A 21,812-nucleotide genomic window follows, 5' to 3' on the forward strand; every position below is an offset into this window, starting at 1 on the left:
CCTTTTGTTTATACACCAAGTAATTCTTTTAGCTCATCTGTAGATAGTTCTGTCATCCAACTATCGCTTGTAATGACGGCGTTGTTTAATGACTGTTTTCTTTCTAACATTTCATCGATTTTCTCTTCAAGTGTCCCCGTTGTAATCAGTTTATGAACGTGAACGAAACGCTTTTGACCAATACGATATGCACGGTCTGTTGCTTGGTTTTCTACCGCTGGATTCCACCAACGATCGTAGTGAATGACATGGTTGGCAGCTGTTAAGTTTAACCCTGTACCACCTGCTTTTAACGATAAAATGAAGATGTCATACGTTCCGTTTTGGAACTGTTCGATCATTTTGTCACGTTCTTTCTTCGGTACACTACCGTTTAAGAAGAGGACGCGCTGACCGAAATGTTTTTCTAACACATCTTTTAGCATGTTCCCCATACCGATGTATTGCGTGAAGATTAAACAACTTTCATTTTGATCTTTTATATTTTCAATGAGTTCCATGAGCGTGCTCGTTTTCATGGAACGTTCGATGATGTCTTTCGGTTCTGTTTCTTTTAAATAAAGAGCAGGGTGATTACAAATTTGTTTAAGTTTGTTCAGCATGAGTAATATAAATCCGCGTCGTTCAATTCCGCTTAATCCTTCTACATTTTGCAATGTATCTTGAACAAGTTGTTCATATAAGGAAGCTTGTTCACCAGTTAGTGGACAGTAAGCTTTCTGTTCTTGTTTATCTGGTAAGTTTAATGCGACTGTTTGATCTTTCTTCGTACGACGCAGTAAAAACGGCGAGATAAAACGTTGAACTTGTTGGATTTTTCCTTCGTCACGGTCCTTTTCAATTGGTGAGACGAAGCGGCGCTGGAATTGTCCTAAGCTGCCAAGGTATCCATGATTAATGAAGTCGAAAATAGACCAAAGCTCGGCAAGGCGGTTTTCCATCGGTGTTCCAGTTAATGCGATTTTGTGATTTGCTTGTAAGTTTCGCACTGCTTTAGACTGTTTCGTGTGTGGGTTTTTAATATTTTGTGCTTCATCCAAAATAACAGCATCCCAGCATAACGTACTAAGTTCTTCCTCATCAAGCTGAGCTAATGCATAAGACGTTAATACAACATCTGCTGATTGAAGGAAGTCTTTAAATGATTCTCCTTTCGCCCTATTACTTCCATAATGTAACTGAACGCGTAAATTCGGTGCGAAACGCTCAAATTCTTTTTGCCAATTTCCAAGAACAGATGTCGGTGCCACGATTAAGGCAGGACCTGTTTGGAGATTGTTTTCTTTTATATATAGTAAGTAAGTGATCGTTTGAATACTTTTTCCAAGTCCCATGTCGTCAGCTAATAATGCACCGAATCCAAGCTTTCTTAAATATAATAACCACTCAATGCCATGTTGTTGATACGGACGGAGTGTTGCGTTTAGTGAAGAAGGGACATCTACTTTTGGAATATCTCCAATGTGCAATAGTTTTTGGAATAGATCTTCATAATATCCATCTAGTTCAATTTCAATATCGTTAAATGGACTATCCTCTTCTACAATTTCTGTTTCAGCAGTGTTTGATAAATGTTGCTGAAGGACATCTTTCATTTCAAGTCCATACTTATCAGCACGGTTCATGAGCTTTCGTACTTCTTCAATAAAGGCTGGATCTAGTCGCATCCATTGACCATTTATATTGAATAACCGTTTGTTTTGTTCAACGAGTTCAAAAAATTCGCTTTCTGATAAATCAATGCCGTTCGTTGAAATGCGCCAGTCAAAGTTAACGAGTGTATTCATACCGAAGAAAGATTGCGTTTGCGTAGCATTTTGCTTCAGTTGCACACGTAATTTTGGTTTTGTCGCTTTTAAATTTTGCCACCACGATGGTAATAAGATTGTAATACCTGCGGCGAGTAATTCGTTACTTGCTTCTGTTAAGAAGTTCCACGCTTCTGTTTCAAAGAGTTCACTTCGGAATGTATCCCCTTCTTTTAACCACGGTACGAGCTTACTGAAGCTTTCTTGTGTTTCAAGAATACGTTCTTCATAATCGTGCCATCGTTTTGGTAAAGAATCGATACTTTCATATACATATATGCGATGTGCCCCGCGCTTTGGTGTAACAATTGTTTCAAGCTTCCACATTTCAAATTCTTCTTGCGGCTCTTGTAGTCGTAGTCCGATTGTAAAGGGAAGGTCATCTTCAATGTAACCAATTTTTCGAAGCCAATCTTCTTCATGTAGTGCTGCGTCTAATTGTCTTTTCGTAAAGTCGTAATGTTCATAAAGTCTCTTTGCATCTTCCCATCCGTCATTTGAACGGTTATCTTGTAATATGCTTTCATTTACTGCAGCCGAGAAAAGAGATGCCAATGTTTCATCTTCGATTGGAGTATGTTGAACTTTCCAAGATGGTTGTTTAGGCCAGCGCTCCATATCAGGTACGAAGCTACCGCTTGTGAAGGCATCCCACAATTCGTTCGCATCTTCCGTAAGTGCTGTAATAGGGCCGTTCATTTGAATACGGGCAAAGGAGTTCATCGGTTTATTCGCGATGTATTCAAATGCTTGTGTGTTTGTTAGCATAACACCTTGTCTTCCTTCAAAGCTTGCTTCTTTTAGAAACGTGCCGTAGAAGGAAGTGGAGTGCCATGTAAATGCATTTCGTTTCCAACTTGTTACGGATAATGGAGTACCGCTATCATCTTCTCCCCAAAGGAACCAACCGTGACTAACGTGCTGGAGCCTAATTGTTACTTCAGTTTGATTGATCATCGATTAATTTTCCTTTCCGTAATTCCTCTTGTAGTGCACGCAGACGTGAATGTAAGTTTGCGATATGAATAATGAAAGCATCCCATTCATCGGTACGCTTTAATCGTTTATATAATGTACGTAATTTCTTTAAGTAACGAACTGCACGTCTATATGATTTGCGATTTCGCTCTTCAATAGCTTCGGTAGCAGCAAGGTGATAAAGAGGAAGGGCTGCTTCTGGTGCTTCCTTCTCAATATCTTTCAGCGGTTCTTTCAAAAGTTCAATTGCTTCAAAACCGTGTAAGAGCTGAAGTTCTGCCCATGTGCGATACTGCTTTTTCGCGAGTACGTATTGTTCATAGTTTGCGAAACTATATGGTAATAGCTCTTGCAAAATCATTTCGAGTCCTGCTTGTTCATTTGTATGGGTTGCATATGTTTCATACATGATGACGAATAAGCGAACGATATCTTTTATGAAAATTGTATTTTCGTGCTCATGTATCGTTTTCTTCACTTGTTTATACGTAAAGGAAAGCCAGTTTTTCGCACGATCCCATTTCATTGCATTTAATAATTCCTCTAACCAATAGAAGTACAGACTTACAACAGAAGCAGGTTGTTTTTTTAATAAGTCCATCGCTAATCGATCTTCGTCATTTAAAAAGAGTAGATGAGAAGATGCTAATGCTTTGGAAAGTGGATTCATTTTCGTATCGATTCGTTTTTCTTCTTCTTGTAGTTGCTCGTTATTGTGTAACAGTTCACTCCATATGTGACGATAAATAAAGAACCTCTCTTGCGTATAGGCATCGGTGGAGAAGAATACTTCGTGAACGAGACGAGCTGTTTCCTGTAGAATTGATTTAGACTCTGAAGGAATCGATTCTGATTGTAAGTCCCGAACGATGGATTCCACTTTATCTACAAATAAGCGAACGACGTTAACAGGCTGATGATAAGAATACGTTTTATTTGCTTCAAAGTCCTGAATTTCTTCTAATAATTTTTGAAAGCAATAAAGCGCTGCATGTAGCCTGAACAACTCATGTATTACAACGATACGCGGGGCTTTCCGCTCGAGTTTCGTATAGAAGTCCGTAAAAATACTCATAAGAAAATACATTTGTTTATAAGTAAGCCGAGCTTGTTCTTTTTTAAATGATTCATATTCGTTATCAAAATATGATTGCCAACTTTTATAATCCGTTTCTTCAAAAGCTGATGATTGCAATACTTGTCTTGCAGTTCGAATAGGAGGAAGGGAAGGTTTCGTATTATTTTTGAATAAAGTTAATACATCTCCTACTTGCCCGAAACTAGATGCTGCCGATAGTAACACAGCGAGCATATGCTCACACTGCGTTGGTGCGAAGCAATCGCAATAGCTTTCAGCTACGTTACGAATCGGGATATGGACGCTATATACGCTGCCTTCAGCATCTACAGTTCCTGATAGCGTATAGCCATCAAAGTCAACGTTGTAGACAACACCACTACGATATAGGTGCCGAGCTGTAGCGACATGTTCCTGATCAGCTGTTTGCTGTGGATCTAGTCCTTGAACGAACTCATTCGCAATCATCATAATTTCATCTTTCGTAATTGAGTGTTGCAGCATAATATTCCTCCGTACACATATTTCTTTCCTTTACCATTATAAACAAAAAATGCTCAAAACAGAAAAAATGAAATTTAGATTACATTACTTGAAAATCATGGTAATATATAAAATGTTAATTTTGTATATTACTATATATTTATGGAGGGATTAGGTTTTGTCAGATTTACAATCGAAGTTTGGTAGCGGTATGAACAAATTGCAAGAGGGAATCGAGCAAGGGAAGATGAAATTACAAGTAGCTCAAGAGGTTGCGCAATTAAAGAAAATTACCCAAGAGAAACTACAGGCGAAAACGGAAATTTTGCTGGAACTTGGTCAAATGGCCTATATGCAACTCCGCAATGATGAAGTTCGAGTAGATGTGTTAAAAAATATTATAGAACCAGTACAAGAGCTGGATGTAGCTATTTATAATACGCGTAAGCAAATAGCTAATTTACAGAATCAAGGACAGAAAGGGCAATGTAGCTGTGGCGGTCCCTTATCATTAAATGATAAGTTTTGTGGACAGTGTGGGAAAGAAAATGAGTTACTCCTTCAATCAAAAAATGATGAAAATGAATCATGTACTTCATGTGGTGAACAAATTGCAACAGAGGCTACATTCTGTCCAGTTTGTGGTATGAAGCAAAGTAAGGAGTGAGGAACATGTATTGTAAAACTTGTGGTTTAGAACAATCGGATGTAGCGAATTATTGTACACATGATGGATCAAGTACAGGTAGTGTAGAAAGTGAAGTTATGTTAGCACCGAAAGACTCAAAGTATTGCCGAACTTGTGGAGTGGAAAGTAAAGGGACCGCTACATATTGTGAGAAATGCGGGGATTCCTTATTAGGTATTATAAAAAAAGAAATGAAAACGAGATTACCAGACGAAAATTTACAATTACATGTAAGTCCACCTGGCAGCACTTTGAAAAAAGGTTTACTTGGTGGCGGGCTTGCAATCGTATGTATGTTTATAGCCGGTTGGATTGGTAGCCTAATTGTCGATGCGGCGATTAACGATTTAGTGAGAACGATGCTTACAAAGATGAACGGTATGCTGAATATGACTACTATTGATCAATCTTTCATCGGTATAGCACCATTAATTTTAATGTATCATTTAATAGGCCTTGAAGTTAGTGGGAGCGGGGAATATGCGATGTCATTTATCCTTCATTTCCCATTGTTCATCTTGTTAGCAATTCCGGCACTTATATTAGGTGGAATTGGATTCTTTGTAGAGAAAAGCAACCCTTCTGCTATTTGGCGTGAGAAGTTACTAACATCGAGTGTCATCGGTATCGTATATGGAATTTTCTTGTGTATTGTTAGCTTTATTGCAGGTTCTTCTACGACAATTTCTCAATTCTATAAAACGATGACAATCAGTATTGGTTATTCACATGTTAGTAGTTTATTGTATGGCATTATATTTGGTTTATTATTTACCTTTATTGGTATGTGTATTCAAGCCGGGCCACACCGTCTATTATCTTCTATAAGTCGAAGTATTCCATATGCAACATCTATTTATTATAGTGTGGTAACTGTATTAAAAGGATTGCTTATTACATTTGGTATTATACTTATTACAATTTTATTTAGCAGTTCAAAGTCAGTGGGACCAATTGATTTTCCAGAGAAAACATATAAAACATTCATTTCATTAGAAGCAACACCATACATGTGGAATATGGCTCACTTTGCTCCAACAGCAATTGAATGGGGAGATATGGATAGAGAAATGAGAAGATACGCAATGGAAAAAGGGCCATTGCATTTATCTTATACGTCAGGAATATCAATAAATGGTACGTCATTAAAAGATTTGGAAATTGCTAACGGAGCTAATCTTCAACGAGTAAAAGAAATTGATGACTTTAATTCCTATATGCACTGGTGGGGGTTATTAATTTTATTACCATGTATTTTACTATTTAGAGCTGGAATGAAATTGGCTCAATATCCGATGAAAAATATGTACGTAACTATCGCTGTGTTTAGTGTGGTGTATACTGTGATGATGCTTTGTGTAAATGGATTGGCCAAAATTCATGTTGAGGCCTCAGGGAGTAAAGAAGTGATGAAAGAATTTGCTGGGATTTCCGGTCCATTGTTTTCTATTCAAAGTAGCGCGCTGTATTTAATTGTAGGTAGTTTTCTTCTTTCTTACGCATTAACATTCGCCGGTATGAAGTTAGGGAAAAAATAAGGGGGAGAGCCATTTGAAGTTTTGTGGGAAATGTAATAAACAAGTTGCAGATCATTTGAACTTTTGTTCCGAGTGTGGAAGTAAGGTAGATGTAATTGCTGATCAGGCAACTTCTTCTCGTTCAGAAGTACAACGAGAAATAAAGCCAGTGAAAAGTAAGAAAAATATAATGTTACTTATAGGCTTTGTTGTTATCTTTGCTATATTGTTTGGTGCGTATAAATTTGGAGCAAGCAAGTTTTCGAAAGAAAAGCAGGTCAATGCTATGATTGAAGCATTCCAAAAGAAAGATGCGAATGCAATTGATGAGTTTGTAAAAGTAGATGATCCGAGTTTGAAAGTGAAAGTTGACGATATTAAAGGATATATCCGTTATTTAAAAGAAAATCCTTCTTATAATAAAGAACTGCTATCTTATTTACAAAGAGAGACAGTAGATCAAAAACTAGCAAGTGATAAAGCATCATTTAAAGATGGTCAAATTATAGAAGACGGTAAAGAATGGTTCTTATATCCGAAATATAAATTTAATATGAAATCTTATTATATGAATGTAAGCACAACTGCGAAAAGCGTTGAAATATATGTGAATGATAAGAAAGAGACAGAGTTATCGAGTGATAAAACTTCAAAAGAAGTTGGTCCATATTTCCCTGGTTCTTACGTTGTAAAGGCAAAAGCGAAGACGGAACTAACTGAGTTAGAAACAGAAAAAGAAGTGGACTTGGCAGATGAAAAAGAGGCGAAAGTGGATGTGACATTATCATTAGAAGGAAATTATGTAACCATTTCTTCTGATGAAAATGATGCAATTGTATTTGTGAATGGAAAAAAACGTGGAAAATTAAGCTATGGAAGTTATAAGCTTGGTCCTGTATCCACAGATGAAACAGTAGAAGTACATTTAGAGAAAACTACTGATTTTGGTGTGATGAAATCTGAAAGTGTTAAAATCGGAGACCAGAGCACGTATTACTTAAAATTCCCGAAAGAAACATCAAGTTCGGCTGTTGGTGACTTTGTACGAAATCATATTTATGATAATGTACGTGCGATTTCATTAAATGATTTTAGCTTAATTGAAAATAATTATGATAAGAGCGGGAAATCGTATAAGGAAGACCGTGATTATATACAGTATTTACACAAAAAAGGAATTACAGAAGATTTATTAACAATGGAAATTCGTAATGTAGAGCGTCAAAGTGCTACGAAATATAAAGTAACGACATATGAAGAGTATCATATTCGTTACGGTGATGGCTCTGTGAAGTTCAAAAGCTTTAATAATGATCATATCGTTACTGTGAATGGAAATGGAAAGATGTTGTACCATTCTCTTGGAGCGAATAATACGTTGAAATCAGAGGAAGTATCTGGTCCAACTCATTAATGCAAAAGACTATCTCATGATTGAGATAGTCTTTTTTCGATTAGAAGCGCGTTTCCTTTAATATCGCTTGTACATACGGATCATGTAATATTTGCTCTATGATTGGTAACATGTTTTGTTCGAATGGAATGTCGATAGGGAATGGCTTTTGTGAGCCAGGTTTGATTCCATATTGGACAAATTTGTAATGTGTATTTTCTTCAGACTTGAGCACAATTAATTTATAGCGATTGTCGTCGCCAGCGAGTGAAAAATCAATAGAAGTAGCGTCATATGTTACTTCATCTTTATATATATACGGTTTTGGTGTACCGATCCAGTCTACTTTCGCTTGTACATTCATGGGTATAACCTCCTTATATGTATTATATAAAAAATAAAAGCCAGCTCTCAACAAAGAGAACTGGCTTTAGCAGTCATTGGTTATTTTAAAATTTTCACTTTAACAGTTTTGCGGCCCCATTTTTGAGCAGCGCTATCTGATCCAAGTAGGATGTCGATACGGTTACCTTTAATTGCACCGCCAGTATCTCCAGCGATAGCTTCTCCGTAACCTTCTACCCATACTTTAGATCCTAATGGGATTACTTTCGGATCAACAGCGATCATTTTCATGTTTGGGTTCGCTGTTAAGTCATGACCCATTGCAGTTAATACACGGCCGCCATATGTGCCACCGTTTTCGCTCGGATGAGCTGTATATGCTGTAGCTACAACTGTTAACTCACGACCACCAGAAGGTGTGCTAGTTTCAGCAGCTTTTACAGCAGGCTTAGCAGCTTGTTTTGCTTGTGCTGCAGGTGCTTTAGCTGGTGCTACAGCTTTAGCAGGAGCAGGTTGTTCTTGTTTCTCAATAACAGGTGCTGTACCTGTTAAGAAAGGAACGTGAACATAAGCTGTTTTTCCGTTATATTCGAATTGTAACCACTCATTTTGTACTTGGTTTGTTGTTTCAATCATATCATCTTTCTTAAGCGTCCCAAGAATTTCTGAGTTTGTGTTCGCTTCAGCACGTACGTTTAATACGTTAGCTGTTACGTAGTAGATGCTTTTAGTGAACTCTGCACTTACGAATGCGTCTTTACCATCTAAAGTGATTTTTGACCATCCGTTCTCTGTATTTTGAACATCTATTTTATTACCGTTTAGTAATTTACCGACAACTTTTGATTCAGTAGTAGGGTTTTCGCGTACATTTAGTACGTCTGTTGTTACAACAGTTTCTGCATTAGCAGATGATGTGAAAATCCCAAGACCAAAAACTGCTGCTGTTGCTATACCAATTAATTTTTTCATGATAGCCTCCATTGCGTTTGTTTTCGTGTCCTCATTATAGCAACAGATTTTTTCGGATTTGGGGAAAACACACAATTACAAACCATTCGTAATAAGTCGTTAACATGCTGTAATATAACAAAAAATATAGGAAAGCGTTTTTCATTCTATATGATTAGTAGGTTTCTACTTATATTCAAAATATTTAATACAACATATTGTTTTCGACGTAAATAAAAATATTACAGGGGTGTTACATGATGTTTACTAAATGATTACATTCCTTGAGTATTTTACCGTTTTATGGGTAATATAGTTATATAAACATAAACATTTCATTTGTGAAATTATAAACACGTGTTATATACTAGCAAAAAAACCGCATAATTGTTACAAAAAGAAAGGGTTGCAAGGAAGAAAAATGCCCTTTTTTACATCTGTAACACACCTTTTTTTGGGGAAATATATTCCCATCCGCATTTTTCTCGCACAATTTGACAGCAGTATTTCGATCTTATAGCTCTTGCAGAGTGAAAAAGGTTATACGGAAGGTAAGGCTGTCCATAAGAATTCGAATTGGTGAAGGTGAAAGTAAGAAAAACACCACAAAAATCATAGTTTTCTATCCGATTTTACATATCGGAATTTATGTTATTTACAAAAGTGAAACCTACGAAGGGGGATTTGATGAGGAAACTGACAAAAACATTCATCGTTTCATTAACATTATGTATTGCATTTACACTTTGGGGGATTATTCCCGAATCTATTATGGGAAAAGGTAGCCTAGGAAATGTAACAACCGCAATTCAAACTGCATTAGTTAGTAAGTTTGGATGGTTCTATATTATTTCTGTTTCTATTATTTTAGGTGTGTCTATCTTTTTAATTGTTTCGAAATACGGTTCTATTCGTTTAGGTAAAGATGATGACGAGCCTGATTATAGTTATATGACATGGTTTGCTATGTTATTTAGTGCTGGTATGGGTATCGGTTTAGTCTTCTGGGGCGTTGCGGAACCATTAAACCATTTGTATGCACCTCCGTTTGGAGAGAGTGCAACTGAGGAAAGTGCACGTCTTGCACTGCGTTTTTCATTTTTCCATTGGGGATTACATCCTTGGGGACTATATGCATTTGTAGCGCTTTGTATTGCTTACTTTACTTTTAGAAAAGGAAAAGCAAGTACAATTAGTGCGACAGTAGGACCGTTATTTAAAGGCGGGGACCATGGACGTATTGCTCATTTATTTGATGTGTTAGCTGTTTTCGCGACTGTGTTTGGCGTGGCAACATCATTAGGTCTTGGTGCAAAACAAATTGCCGGTGGTGTTAGTTATTTAACATCCATCCCGAATTCATTAACGACTCAGTTAGTTATTATTGCAATCGTAACAGTGTTATTTATGTTATCTGCGCAAACAGGTCTTGATAAAGGAATTAAATATTTAAGTAATACGAATATTATTTTGGCATTTGCACTTATGATTATTGTATTATTTGCAGGTCCAACAAACTTTATTATGAATTACTTCACCTCAACAATTGGTGCTTACATTCAGGAATTACCAAGCATGAGTTTCCGATTGAGTCCATTAGATGAAGGTGGAAACCAATGGATTCAATCGTGGACAATTTTCTATTGGGCATGGTGGATTGCATGGTCACCATTCGTAGGTACATTTATTGCTCGTGTTTCACGAGGACGTACCATTCGTGAGTTTGTTATCGGTGTGTTACTCGTACCGACCGTAATTGGTGCCCTTTGGTTCTCTGTTTTCGGCGGAACTGGTATTCATATGGAGCTGTTCGGTGATGCACATATTTTTGAAAAAGTGAAAGAGATGGGAACAGAAGTAGGGTTATTCGCTATGTTTGACCAGATGGGAAGCTTTGGATCGGCTTTATCTGTTCTAGCTATTCTTCTTATTTCTACATTCTTTATTACATCTGCAGATTCAGCGACATTCGTTTTAGGAATGTTAACGACACATGGTAGTTTAAATCCGCCAAACCGCATTAAAATGATCTGGGGTATCGTTTTAGCAGCCTTAGCTTCTATTTTATTATATGTAGGTGGCTTAGAGGCCTTACAAACGGCAGCTATCATTGCAGCATTCCCATTCGTCTTCGTTATTTTCTTTATGATGGCAGCCTTATTTAAAGAGTTACAAAAAGAAGGACGTATGAAGCGTCATAAATAATAGAAGGAAAAAGAGCTGATTATGTATCAGCTCTTTTTTATATAGAAGGAACTTGAACTGCAAGTAAGGGAAATAAAATACTTTACAGATTTTCCGAATAGGAAAGCCCACTACGGTGCGATAGTACCCCCTTTAGGGGTGGGATGATAGTGAGGTCAAATGCGATGTACAGATAAAAAACCGAAAGTATGTTCTGTATATCAAGTATTTGAAATGGTATAATTTTCATAACAGACAAGTAAAAGTCTCTAAAACAATCTTGTTCTCTGAAAACAGAATACATATGAGGTTGGAGTAACAAATTCTTCTGCTCCGTAAAATGTATTGATTCGTCAAGTACAAGACGCTAAAACACATTTGAGAACTCAAAATCTGACTCGTTTGGTAATAGAACGAGTGCCGTATTTGCTAGATGCACTGGATACGGAGTGGTGATGGCACACCGCAATCTTGCACGTCAGCGATACTAGAAATAGACGTCGCCTTTGGTAGCAAGAATCCCACTGACGTTAGTCAGCTTGCGGCTTTAGCCGTGGGAGTGTCAATATATTAGTAGTATGCCTTTTATATGGAGAAAAATCGATACATTTCGACAATGTTCGATATATGGCGGATTTTATTCGTATTTTTGACAAAAAATTGTCGGAAATGTGTTGTCACGTTTATATATATGTGCTATATTATTTCCTGTAAGCGATTTCAAATAGTTTTAAAGCGTATTCAAGGGGGACATCTAGAATAATGAAACGTTACGAAAGAAAGTGGAAGCATATTTGTTTGAAACGTGTGGCACATCGTAGTGTCCAAGAAAGCACGGAACCTAAGACTGAAACGCGTAAAGAGCAACAAGAGAAGCAATTGGTTCTACAAAAATAGCAATCACTTTTTCGTATATAAATGAAGGTCGATCGTTCGTTGGGGGATGGACGTGAAATTACTTTCAGCTAAGGGGTATTGTCTGATATATATTTTATACGGCAATAAATAAGCACAGAGCATACGGCGCTCTGTGCTTATTTTTATTATTTATCTTTTTTGAATCGAACAGTTTTATCCCAGCCAATGACTTGTTTCTTGCTCTTTGCACGTAAGTATAAAATTAAGCTACGAATGAATAAGTACGTAAAGAGCTGTGCGTACGTAAAGTACATGATCATACTAATAAAAATATTAGTTGGTGTAAAGGTTCGTTCCACACTCTGGGCACTAAATAATTGAGAAACATATGTAATATATGCGACATACCACATAAATAGTAGTGGAATGCTATATTGAATTTGGAATATCCCGAGTAACCCAATTACAAACCAAACGTTCGAAATGATTAAGAATAACCAAAATACAACATACACTAAAACTTGTTGTAAAGAATGGACGAGCAGTTTTCCTTTAAAGAAACTTAATGAAGAAAACATTTTTTCTAAAATGTACAAGTTCCCTTGAAGCCAACGTGTACGCTGCTTAATAAGGATTTTTAAATGCTCAGGTTCTTGTTCCCATGTAATTGACTCTGGAACGATTGGCAGGAGATAACCTTTTTGTGTAATTCGTAATGTTAATTCAGCATCTTCAGCAATTGCATAAGGGTCATAGCCGCCAAGCTCTTCTAATGCAGCGCGACGAAGAAGCATGTTTGTTCCTGTTAGTGAACCTGTTTGGAATAGTAACCAGCGTCCGGATTGCATAAGGAGCTGGAAGATTTGAAATTCTAACGAAATCATTCGTGTTAGCCAGTTTCTTTTTTCATTTACAGTACGAACATGCCCAACAGCTCCAACAGCATCCTCGGTTGTTTCAGCGTGTTCTACAAGCATTCGCAATGCATGTGGTTCAGGCTGGTTATCTGCATCATAAACACAGAAGTATTCACCATCTGAAATACTAAGGCCATAGTTTAATACACGTGATTTTCCTTTTGGTTCACCAGGTGGAACACGAATGTGACGAATATGAGCATAAGCTTTGTCAAAATCGTCACCAATTTCAGGTGTCTCATCTTGCGAGTTATCGTTTAATAAATAAACAGTTAGTTTGCCTGGATATTCAATCTTTGCCATCGCCTCTAAAGTATCCTTAATAACGACGCCTTCATTGTGAGCTGGTATTAAAATATCGACGCTTGGGTAATGTTCTAGCGTACGATCTTTTTGTTTCCTACTTCGGTGAACTAAACCTGCGAGTGTTAAGAAAGAATAGTAAACGAGTAAGCCAGAGAATAGAAAGGCTGTAAAAATAAGTACATACTTAATTGAAAATGTGATGCTGATCCAAAAAACGAGTACGCAAAATAGAAGGAATAAAAGAAGTATAACGAGTGTCATCATAATAACTTCGGTCCTTTTGTAGCGATTTGTTCTCGTTTAATCTTGATGTCTTGAATAGCCTCATCTGCAAGCCATTTTTCCATTTTAGGCTGTAGACGGTTCATTACAATATCAGCACCCGCTTCATTTGTATTTTGTAATAAAGTGACTAATGTGTTGTTATCATACTCAGCAACAAGGTCGAAGTCAGCTCTTACCGTTTCAATTAATAAGGAAGCTACACGGTCCATAACACTTTCCTTCGTATATTTACTAAAGGAAGTGAAATCAAAATAAATCATAACGCCTGTTTCATTACGACGATTCATTGCATTGATTAATAATGCTTGTCGTCTCTCAAATTCTTGTCTTGTTAATAATTTCGATTCTCCGATGTATTGTTCTAACGTTCTCACACGTTCGGTTAATTCTTTATTTTCATGAATAACCTTCTTTAATAGATGAGTGGAGATATATACAATGAAGAAATTTGCTGCCATTAGGAAGTGAGTAATAATGTATTCCCATTGTTCTGATGTACTCCATAAGTAAAGCCATGCTTGGTAGAACAGGTAGAATACCGAAATAATGGTTCCTAATATGAAGAAAACAAATGCAGTTTTATCAGGCAAAAATAGAAATAGTACATTAACAATTACATATATAATTGTAAAAATGAGAGCATGCTCATATTGCGTTACATGTACAGTTGTAAAATAAAATAAAATTTGTAAAATCCACATAGAGAGGACTTTATAGAAGTTATCTTTCACAAAACTTTCCTCCTTAAAGATAATTCATACAAGGATACTTGTAGTATGCGCAATTATTAAGAAATAGACCGGATGACTATATTCTTTTTGAGAGAGCAACAATAAGTAGTATCCCTCTTTTGTAAGAAAAAATAAACAGACTTGATAATTATTGTATCATAATGTTTTTATATTTCGGCATAAAGTATTTAATATATACTAAGAAAATAAAAAGTCCCCTCTTTAGAAAGAGGGGACTTGCTTTATTTTATAGGAACATCATACCTGCAACTGCTGCGTTTAAGAAGTTAGCTAGTGTACCAGCGATAACTGCTTTAATCCCTAATTGTGCAATTTGTTTACGGCGAGTAGGAGCTAATGTTCCTGTTACACCTAATTGAATTGCGATAGAAGAGAAGTTTGCGAATCCACAGATTGCGAATGTTAAAATTAGATTTGTTTTTGCAGAGAACTCTGCCATATGTGGTCCTAAGTTTGCGTATGCAACAAATTCGTTGATTGCAAGTTTTTGACCGATAAAGCTTGCTGCTTGTACGGCTTCACCAGGAGAAACCCCGATTAAAATTGCAAATGGTGATAGTAAGTAACCGAAGATTAAATCAAGGCTAAGTTTAATATCGAACCAAGAGCCAATCCATCCTAATAGGCCATTTAATAAAGCGATTAATGCGATGAAAGCCATTAACATTGCTGCTACGTTAATAACAAGTTGCATACCTTCTGATGCACCACGTGCTGCTGCATCAATAACGTTTGCATCTTCACGCTCTGTAGAAAGTTCAACGTTATTATCTACTTTTTCTGTTTCTGGCATAATTAGTTTTGCAATTAATAGACTTGATGGAGCTGCCATAATTGCTGCTGCTAATAAGTGTTCTAACGGAATACCCATTGCTGCATAGCCGACAAGAACTGATCCAGCAACAGCTGTCATACCGCTTACCATAATAGCGAAGAATTCACTATTTGTTAAACGTGCTAAGTAAGGTTTGATTAAGATTGGAGCTTCAGTTTGTCCTAAAAATACAGTTGTTACTGAGTTTAAACTTTCTGCTTTAGAAGTTCCAAGAAGTTTACTTAATGCGCCACCAACGATACTAACAAATTTCTGCATAATACCGAAATGATATAAGATTGCTACTAATGAACTAATAAATACGATTGGAAGTAGTGCTTGAATAACGAATACAAATCCCCAAGGTCCTTTTGCGTTGACTAAATCCCCAGCAACGAACTTAATTCCCTCGTAAGAAAAATTAATTAATCCTTGAACGCCATCTGCAGCGTGTTTTAAACCTGCTTTTCCGGCATCCCATCGTAATACGATAAATGAAAATGACATTTGTAATGCTAGCGCGATTAAAATCGTGCGCCAATTAATAGCTTTGCGGTTGGAAGATAGTAAGAAAGCGATTGCTAATACTCCAATCACGCCGCCAATTCCCCATAAAAGATTCATGCAGTGTATGCTCCTTCCTCATAGTAAAAAAATGTATAAAACAGTTGTCTATACTTCTGCAAATATAACATCTTAAGTAACTTATCATAATGGACATCAGAGGTCAAACGTCTAACGAAAAGTTTAAATAAAAAGAAAATTCTTCAAAAAAACACATATAAAATGATTAGACATGAAATAGGTTATGTTTTTTATGTGAAAATATACATTATGATAACGTTATGGATCATTATTGTAGAATATAGTGTATGAAATAGGAAAATAGATACATTATTTTTTTAGGGAAATAGGTTATACACATTAAAAAGAGCCTTCTAGTAATCTAGAAGGCTCTAAAAATATAACTTAAGGTGCTTTCGTATAACCTAAGAAGTGCTTACTCCAATAAGAATTGCTTAATGAAGCGATTGCTACACCTTTGTCTCCAGCTTGGATAAATGATCCGCCCCCAAGGTAAATACCCATGTGAGAAGGACCCGATTTATAAGTGTTTTGGAAATAAATTAAGTCGCCTGGTTGTGGATTTGAAGTTTGTGGTAGGCTACCCCAATATCCCGCAACACTTTGACGGCTAATGTTATGACCAAATTTCTTAAATACGTGGTAGATGTAGCCACTGCAGTCCACACCGTTAGCAGAAGTTCCGCCCCAAACGTATGGTACGCCTTGCATTCCTTTTGCATATGCAAGTATAGAAGAACTGTTGCCGCTATTATTACCTGTATTGTTGTTATTGTTTTGATTGTTATTTTGATTGTTGTTAGGCTTATTATCTACTGCGCCGCCAACTGGTGTTTTAGAAAGGTAACGTGTTCCGATATAACCAGTTTGACCGTTGTAGTTAATTTTGCTCCATCCAGAGTTTTCAGAGATTACTTGAACCTTCTGTCCTTGTGGAAGTGCGCCTATGATTCTATAATTTGTACCTTCACCACTACGTACATTTAAGGCAGAAGCATTAATGTAGTAGTCACCAATTGCACCTTGATTAGGTTGTTCAGGTTGTTTTGGTTGCTCAGGAGTAGTAGTGCCACCTTTAACGAATTTCATGAATTCGCTACTAACGTAGCCTGTTTTTCCTTGATAGTTAACTTTAAACCAGCTACCTTCAGAGCCAATTACGTTTAATGTCGTACCATTTAATACGCCACCAATTACGCTATGGTAAGTAGCAGGGCCTGTACGTACGCGTAGAGATGTTGCGTTAACAACGTAAGTACCGCCAGTTTGAACAGTTACATTATTATTTTGTTCTTGTTTGTTATCTTGGTTGTTTCCTTGTGTAACGTTATCGCTAGAACCACCTTTTGTTACGTAGTCTTTACTTACGTAAGCTGTTTGTCCTGCATAATTGATTTTGAACCAATCTTGAACTTCGCCAACAACTTGTACGACTTGTCCTTTTGTAACAGAACCTACAGTTGTGTGAGAAGTGCTAGGACCTGTACGAACACGAAGGGAAGATACATTTACTGTATAGTTTCCGCTTGTTGGTTTTACAGATTCTTGGTTATTATTATTCGTATTGTTGTTTGAAGAACCTGCATTAGCAGAAACACCAGATACGAATTCGCCACTTACATAGCCAACTTGTCCATTATGGTTGATTTTCACCCAACCATTTTCTTGGCCAATTACGTTTAATGTTTGTCCTGCATATACACGTCCTGAAACAGAACTAGAAGTGTTAGGAGCAGTACGTACACGTAATACATCAGCAGTAACTTTATTGTTTCCGCCTGTTGTACTTACATTGGAATTGCTTGCACCATTTTTTGATACAAATTCGCCACTAACAAAGCCTGTTTGTCCATTCATGTTAATTTTGAACCAACCATTTTCTTCGCCAATCACGTTTAATGATTGACCGTTATAAACGCGCGAGATGATGTCGTGAGAAGTACTTGATCCTGCACGAACATGTAATACGCTAGCGTTTACCGTATAAGATGAGCTGTTTGATGCAGAAGCTTGGACAGTTGTAGCAGCTTTTTGTGTATTTTGTTCAGGGGCAGCTTGAACACTATCAAGTGTAGGTGCTGCTCCTCCTGCTACAGACACTGCCGCAAGACCGGCAAGGTATTTTTTCATAATTTGTCGATTCCTTTCTGTCTGTAATGTAGTGAAGAAATATTTACCAACTGTTAAAAATTCTAAAGAGCATGTCGATTACTGTCAAGACTTATGCGGGAATCTGAATATGACAAAAAGATTACAAGAAAAAATCAAGGCATAAATCTATACCTTGATTTCCATTTAAATACATATATTGAATGTAGAAAGGATAGAAATTATTCGTGTTTAAGAAGATGACATATTGGATTGTAACAAACTCTGAGAAAATGATCGTTGCAGCATTTTAGTGATAGGGCCAACTTGACCATCTTGGATTGCGGTTCCATCAAGATGAGTCATCGGCAAAATTTCAATCGTCGTTCCTGTAAAAAAGCATTCATCCGCTTGATAAACATCACGAACGCTGAAAAGCTCTTCTTGTACTGGAATACGAAGGGTTTTCGCTAAAGAAAGGACATATTGACGAATAATGCCGTTTAAAATAAGGTGATTAGCTGGATGTGTGTAAAGAGTTCCGTTTTTAATGAGAAAGAAGTTAGAGTGGCTTCCCTCAGTTACAGTACCATTTCGTACGAAAAGGGCCTCTTTACAACCTTTTCGTTCCGCTTTCGTATTAGCTAATATATTTGGTAATAAATTTAATGATTTAATATCACAGCGTAGCCAACGCGTATCCGGTTCTGATATGGCACGTACACCATATTCAATCCATAACGCTGGTCTTTCTTTCTTTGTAATATAGGCATAGATTGTTGGAGGGACGTCATATGAGAACGTATGGGTACGAGCTTGTACACCACGAGATACTTGCAAATAAATCGTTCCATCTTCGTGGAAATTATTATTTTCGATTAGTTTATAAAGTAGGGTAATCAGTTCCGCTTTTGAGAAAGGGAGTGTTAATTCTATTTCTTCCATGGAGCGATATAATCTTGTGATATGCGGATCTAATAAGTGAAAGTTCCCTTTATATAGACGAATAACCTCGTAGACACCATCCCCAAACTGCAAGCCTCTTTCCTCAAGGTCTATGTACGTTTTTTGTTTCGTTGTATCAATAACTGCATCATTCCAAAGTACAAATCTTTCATATGCCAATTTCGATCCCATCCTTTCGTAAGTAAAGAAGTCACAATACTAATTTTTATGTGAGTAATTCTTTACATATGACGTATATGTATTTGTAAATGGTAGAGAAGTGGTAGTGATTTACAGCATTTCGTATATACAAATTCGAAAATAAGAAATAAGAATCCTGCTTTTAAATAAAAAAAAGCAACATTCTTATGGAATGCTGCACAAGGAGGGTAGCTATCTTTCATAGGGACATCGTCTTATTGAATGTTTTGTGTATGGAAACAAAACATATTGAAAGACAATTATAAGAAAGTAGAAATAAACGATTCACATATTTCTTTAAGGGATCTTATTACAGATGAGAGATAAGAAATATATAGAACCTCGTTTACATATTTTATTATAGAGATACTTCATTAATTTTATATGAATATTTGGTAAAGGTTATGTAATGTTAAAGTTAATGAATATAAGTAATTGTATGGAGAAATATAAAAAAAGAGGCTGAGATTACTCAGCGCTCTTCTTTTCTTCTTTAATAGCTGTCTTTACTTCACCAGTTTTGATCTTGTTGCTTTCAGAGAAGCGAAGTAAGTCACCCTCAATGATTTTGTCAGACATGTTCAATTCATTTTGGGCACGATCAATAAGTGGTTGAGATTCCTCTTTTGGCAGTTGTACAACTTCGCCAGTAGCGCGGTCGTAGAATGTACTGTTCGTGTACATGTACTTATCTGTAACGAAGCTACCATCACGAAGAACAACGAAGCCTTTATTATCAGGTGAGAATACGTCATGACCGAATCGAACGTCATTCGTAGAGTCTACACCAAGTAAGTTTAGAATAGTTGGTTTAATGTCAATTTCACCAGTTGGTTTTGAAATTGTTTTACCTTCTTTTTGACCTGGAACGTGAATAAACATCGGTGTTTTTTGTAAGTTCATATGGTCAAATGCAGTAATTTCTTCTTTTCCTAAGAACTGTGCCATTGCACGGTTATGGTTTTCAGAAATACCGTAGTGGTCACCGTAGAATACGATAACTGAGTTATCGTAAATACCTTCTGCTTTTAGACGCTCAATAAAGTGTTTCATTGCTTCGTCTAAGTAGCGAGCTGTTACCATGTAACGGTCAAATACACCATCACCAGAATTGTATTCATCAATTAATTTTGTATTGTCATCATAAGTGAACGGGTAATGGTTTGTTAAAGTAAGGAAGCGAGTATAGAACGGTTGCTTCACTTGTTTTAACATATCGACTGACTGATCAAAGTATTCGATATCTTTTAATCCCCAGTTTAATTTCGTTTCTGGCGTAATCTTGTAGTCAAGCTCGTTGTAGTAACGATCATAACCAAGTGCCGGATACATAATGTTACGGTTCCAGAATGTTGCGTTGTTTGCGTGGAATACTGCAGTGTAGTATCCTTGCTGGCGTAAAATTTCTGGAGTTGCTGTATATTCGTTGTTACCGTGTGTGAAGAATACAGCACCACGGTCTAGTGGATACATTGAAGTATCTACTAAGAATTCAGCATCAGATGTTTTTCCTTGCCCAGTTTGATGGAAGAAGTTATCAAAGTAATAACTTTCTTTCGTAAATTGGTTTAAGAATGGTGTAACTTCTTGTCCGTTAACTGTTGCACCAATTAAGAATGTTTGTAATGACTCAAGAGAGACAACAATTACGTTCTTCCCTTTTGCAGTACCAAACATATTTGGATCTGGTTTGCTTTGCGTTGTTTTTACGTAGTTCTCTGTTTCCTGTAACTTACTACCGTCAGCAAATGCTTTTTGTGAACTTGATTTTGCTTGTAAGCCAAGATCATACACTTGATGTACATATAAACCTAAGTTTTTAACAAGCATAACGCGGTCGAATGAACGTGTTAATAGTTCTGGACGCTCAGCTTCTGCCAGTCCTAAGTTTGCGAAGAAAATAGCAATTGTTGACACGAAGTATAGGGAACGCATTGGGCGTGCTACACGTTCTGTCGGTGCAAAATTCTTCATCTTCTTCAATAAAATGAAGAATACGATAATATCAGCAAATGCAAGGATAATTTTGTAGTTAAACAATTCTTTTACACTAGAACCTAAACTTCCGAAGTTGGATGTTTGTCCTAGTACTGGTAAAGTAACGAAGTCATTGTAGAATCCGTAGAACATTACGTTACCAACAAGAACGATTGTTAAAATAAAATTAATTCCAAGTGCTATATAGTTACGTTTTTTCCCTTTTGCAAATAATGCAAGACCAACAAGCAGTAATGATGCTGCTAATGGGCTAAGGAATAAAATGAATTCTTGCATGAAAGATTCAAGTTTTAAATCAAAGCTTGTGCGTGTAATAAGATATGTCTTCAACCATAAGGCTAAAGCTACGAATACAGTGAAACGCACATTTTGAAATTGTGATTTCAAGGTTTCTTTCATTCATTTCCACCCTTTCTCTATCAGGCTTGGTCGATTTTGGAGCGAAAAATGCTAAAATAAAAAATACATAGTTTTCTTGGCCATAATTAGAGGTTCTATATTCACCCATATACGACTATAACTATGCATACCCTTTTAGTTTCTTGTGTTACTCATAAGCATAACGTCATTTCTGTATTATACAACAAAATTCATTTCTGAGAAACACTATAACATTTTACATTTTTTGTATAAGATTT

The 21,812-nt window shown here is 36.6% G+C and carries 15 protein-coding genes; 5 read left to right on the plus strand and 10 right to left on the minus strand.

Annotated features, from left to right (window positions below; all coding sequences use genetic code 11):
• Positions 1 to 8: 8 nt before the first annotated feature.
• Both PDQ33_RS11975 and PDQ33_RS11980 read right to left on the minus strand, forming a co-directional pair.
• The gene (locus PDQ33_RS11975; RefSeq protein WP_270393450.1) at positions 9 to 2,765 is read right to left on the minus strand and encodes a DEAD/DEAH box helicase; all 2,757 of its coding nucleotides are present in this window, start codon (positions 2,763 to 2,765) and stop codon (positions 9 to 11) included.
• On the minus strand, positions 2,749 to 4,368 hold the full coding sequence (locus tag PDQ33_RS11980; RefSeq protein ID WP_000939167.1) for an SWIM zinc finger family protein: 1,620 nt from the start codon (positions 4,366 to 4,368) through the stop codon (positions 2,749 to 2,751). The genes PDQ33_RS11975 and PDQ33_RS11980 overlap by 17 nt, the downstream gene beginning before the upstream one ends.
• A gap of 157 nt (positions 4,369 to 4,525) precedes the next feature.
• On the opposite strand from PDQ33_RS11980, the gene PDQ33_RS11985 reads away from it, so the two are divergent.
• From PDQ33_RS11985 to PDQ33_RS11995, 3 genes are read left to right on the plus strand one after another with little or no spacing between them, the layout of a single operon-like run.
• Positions 4,526 to 5,014, plus strand: a complete 489-nt coding sequence (locus PDQ33_RS11985) for a zinc ribbon domain-containing protein (RefSeq protein WP_061131832.1) — start codon at positions 4,526 to 4,528, stop codon at positions 5,012 to 5,014.
• Between the two features lie 5 nt (positions 5,015 to 5,019).
• Positions 5,020 to 6,573, plus strand: coding sequence for a hypothetical protein (locus PDQ33_RS11990; RefSeq protein ID WP_061131831.1), 1,554 nt, complete (start codon positions 5,020 to 5,022; stop codon positions 6,571 to 6,573).
• A gap of 13 nt (positions 6,574 to 6,586) precedes the next feature.
• Positions 6,587 to 7,966 (plus strand): zinc ribbon domain-containing protein, encoded by a 1,380-nt coding sequence (locus PDQ33_RS11995; RefSeq protein ID WP_270755761.1) that lies wholly within the window; start codon positions 6,587 to 6,589, stop codon positions 7,964 to 7,966.
• A 40-nt stretch (positions 7,967 to 8,006) separates the two neighbouring features.
• On the opposite strand, the gene PDQ33_RS12000 is transcribed toward PDQ33_RS11995, so the two are convergent.
• Positions 8,007 to 8,309: a DUF3910 family protein gene (locus tag PDQ33_RS12000; RefSeq protein WP_001102521.1), complete on the minus strand. Its 303-nt coding sequence runs from the start codon at positions 8,307 to 8,309 to the stop codon at positions 8,007 to 8,009.
• An 80-nt stretch (positions 8,310 to 8,389) separates the two neighbouring features.
• On the minus strand, positions 8,390 to 9,262 hold the full coding sequence (locus tag PDQ33_RS12005; protein WP_046198041.1) for a cell wall-binding protein EntA: 873 nt from the start codon (positions 9,260 to 9,262) through the stop codon (positions 8,390 to 8,392).
• A 666-nt stretch (positions 9,263 to 9,928) separates the two neighbouring features.
• Between PDQ33_RS12005 and opuD the strand changes: the two genes are divergently transcribed.
• Both opuD and PDQ33_RS12015 read left to right on the plus strand, forming a co-directional pair.
• On the plus strand, positions 9,929 to 11,446 hold the full coding sequence (gene opuD, locus PDQ33_RS12010) for a glycine betaine transporter OpuD (protein ID WP_001230133.1): 1,518 nt from the start codon (positions 9,929 to 9,931) through the stop codon (positions 11,444 to 11,446).
• A 741-nt stretch (positions 11,447 to 12,187) separates the two neighbouring features.
• Positions 12,188 to 12,322 carry a hypothetical protein gene (locus PDQ33_RS12015; protein WP_000833067.1) on the plus strand — a complete coding sequence of 45 codons (135 nt, stop codon included), beginning with the start codon at positions 12,188 to 12,190 and terminating at the stop codon, positions 12,320 to 12,322.
• 146 nt (positions 12,323 to 12,468) lie between these two features.
• Here PDQ33_RS12015 and PDQ33_RS12020 read toward each other — a convergent pair whose 3' ends face one another.
• The 6 genes from PDQ33_RS12020 to PDQ33_RS12045 form a co-directional block, all read right to left on the minus strand.
• Positions 12,469 to 13,770, minus strand: coding sequence for a glycosyltransferase family 2 protein (locus PDQ33_RS12020; RefSeq protein ID WP_270755766.1), 1,302 nt, complete (start codon positions 13,768 to 13,770; stop codon positions 12,469 to 12,471).
• Entirely contained in the window at positions 13,767 to 14,522 is a 756-nt protein-coding gene (locus PDQ33_RS12025; RefSeq protein WP_000654291.1) for a dGTP triphosphohydrolase, read from the minus strand. The genes PDQ33_RS12020 and PDQ33_RS12025 overlap by 4 nt, the downstream gene beginning before the upstream one ends.
• 247 nt (positions 14,523 to 14,769) lie before the next feature.
• Positions 14,770 to 15,981, minus strand: a complete 1,212-nt coding sequence (locus PDQ33_RS12030; protein WP_001051025.1) for a NupC/NupG family nucleoside CNT transporter — start codon at positions 15,979 to 15,981, stop codon at positions 14,770 to 14,772.
• Between the two features lie 345 nt (positions 15,982 to 16,326).
• Positions 16,327 to 18,072, minus strand: coding sequence for a C40 family peptidase (locus tag PDQ33_RS12035; RefSeq protein ID WP_061131829.1), 1,746 nt, complete (start codon positions 18,070 to 18,072; stop codon positions 16,327 to 16,329).
• 210 nt (positions 18,073 to 18,282) lie between these two features.
• On the minus strand, positions 18,283 to 19,167 hold the full coding sequence (locus PDQ33_RS12040) for a D-amino-acid transaminase (protein ID WP_074543814.1): 885 nt from the start codon (positions 19,165 to 19,167) through the stop codon (positions 18,283 to 18,285).
• Between the two features lie 477 nt (positions 19,168 to 19,644).
• On the minus strand, positions 19,645 to 21,573 hold the full coding sequence (locus PDQ33_RS12045; RefSeq protein ID WP_048553009.1) for an LTA synthase family protein: 1,929 nt from the start codon (positions 21,571 to 21,573) through the stop codon (positions 19,645 to 19,647).
• Between the last annotated feature and the right edge of the window lie 239 nt (positions 21,574 to 21,812).

The organism is Bacillus cereus group sp. Bc031 (assembly GCF_027716265.1).
GTDB lineage: Bacteria > Bacillota > Bacilli > Bacillales > Bacillaceae_G > Bacillus_A > Bacillus_A paranthracis.

Excerpts from the sequence above, each read along its gene's own strand:
- PDQ33_RS11980 (WP_000939167.1), bottom strand. The coding sequence starts at position 4,368 with ATGCTGCAACACTCAATTACGAAAGATGAAATTATGATGATTGCGAAT.
- PDQ33_RS12030 (WP_001051025.1), bottom strand. The coding sequence starts at position 15,981 with ATGAATCTTTTATGGGGAATTGGCGGCGTGATTGGAGTATTAGCAATC.
- opuD (WP_001230133.1), top strand. The coding sequence starts at position 9,929 with ATGAGGAAACTGACAAAAACATTCATCGTTTCATTAACATTATGTATT.
- PDQ33_RS12045 (WP_048553009.1), bottom strand. The coding sequence starts at position 21,573 with ATGAAAGAAACCTTGAAATCACAATTTCAAAATGTGCGTTTCACTGTA.
- PDQ33_RS12005 (WP_046198041.1), bottom strand. The coding sequence starts at position 9,262 with ATGAAAAAATTAATTGGTATAGCAACAGCAGCAGTTTTTGGTCTTGGG.
- PDQ33_RS12040 (WP_074543814.1), bottom strand. The coding sequence starts at position 19,167 with ATGGGATCGAAATTGGCATATGAAAGATTTGTACTTTGGAATGATGCA.
- PDQ33_RS12015 (WP_000833067.1), top strand. The coding sequence starts at position 12,188 with ATGAAACGTTACGAAAGAAAGTGGAAGCATATTTGTTTGAAACGTGTG.
- PDQ33_RS11990 (WP_061131831.1), top strand. The coding sequence starts at position 5,020 with ATGTATTGTAAAACTTGTGGTTTAGAACAATCGGATGTAGCGAATTAT.
- PDQ33_RS12020 (WP_270755766.1), bottom strand. The coding sequence starts at position 13,770 with ATGATGACACTCGTTATACTTCTTTTATTCCTTCTATTTTGCGTACTC.
- PDQ33_RS12035 (WP_061131829.1), bottom strand. The coding sequence starts at position 18,072 with ATGAAAAAATACCTTGCCGGTCTTGCGGCAGTGTCTGTAGCAGGAGGA.
- PDQ33_RS12000 (WP_001102521.1), bottom strand. The coding sequence starts at position 8,309 with ATGAATGTACAAGCGAAAGTAGACTGGATCGGTACACCAAAACCGTAT.
- PDQ33_RS11975 (WP_270393450.1), bottom strand. The coding sequence starts at position 2,765 with ATGATCAATCAAACTGAAGTAACAATTAGGCTCCAGCACGTTAGTCAC.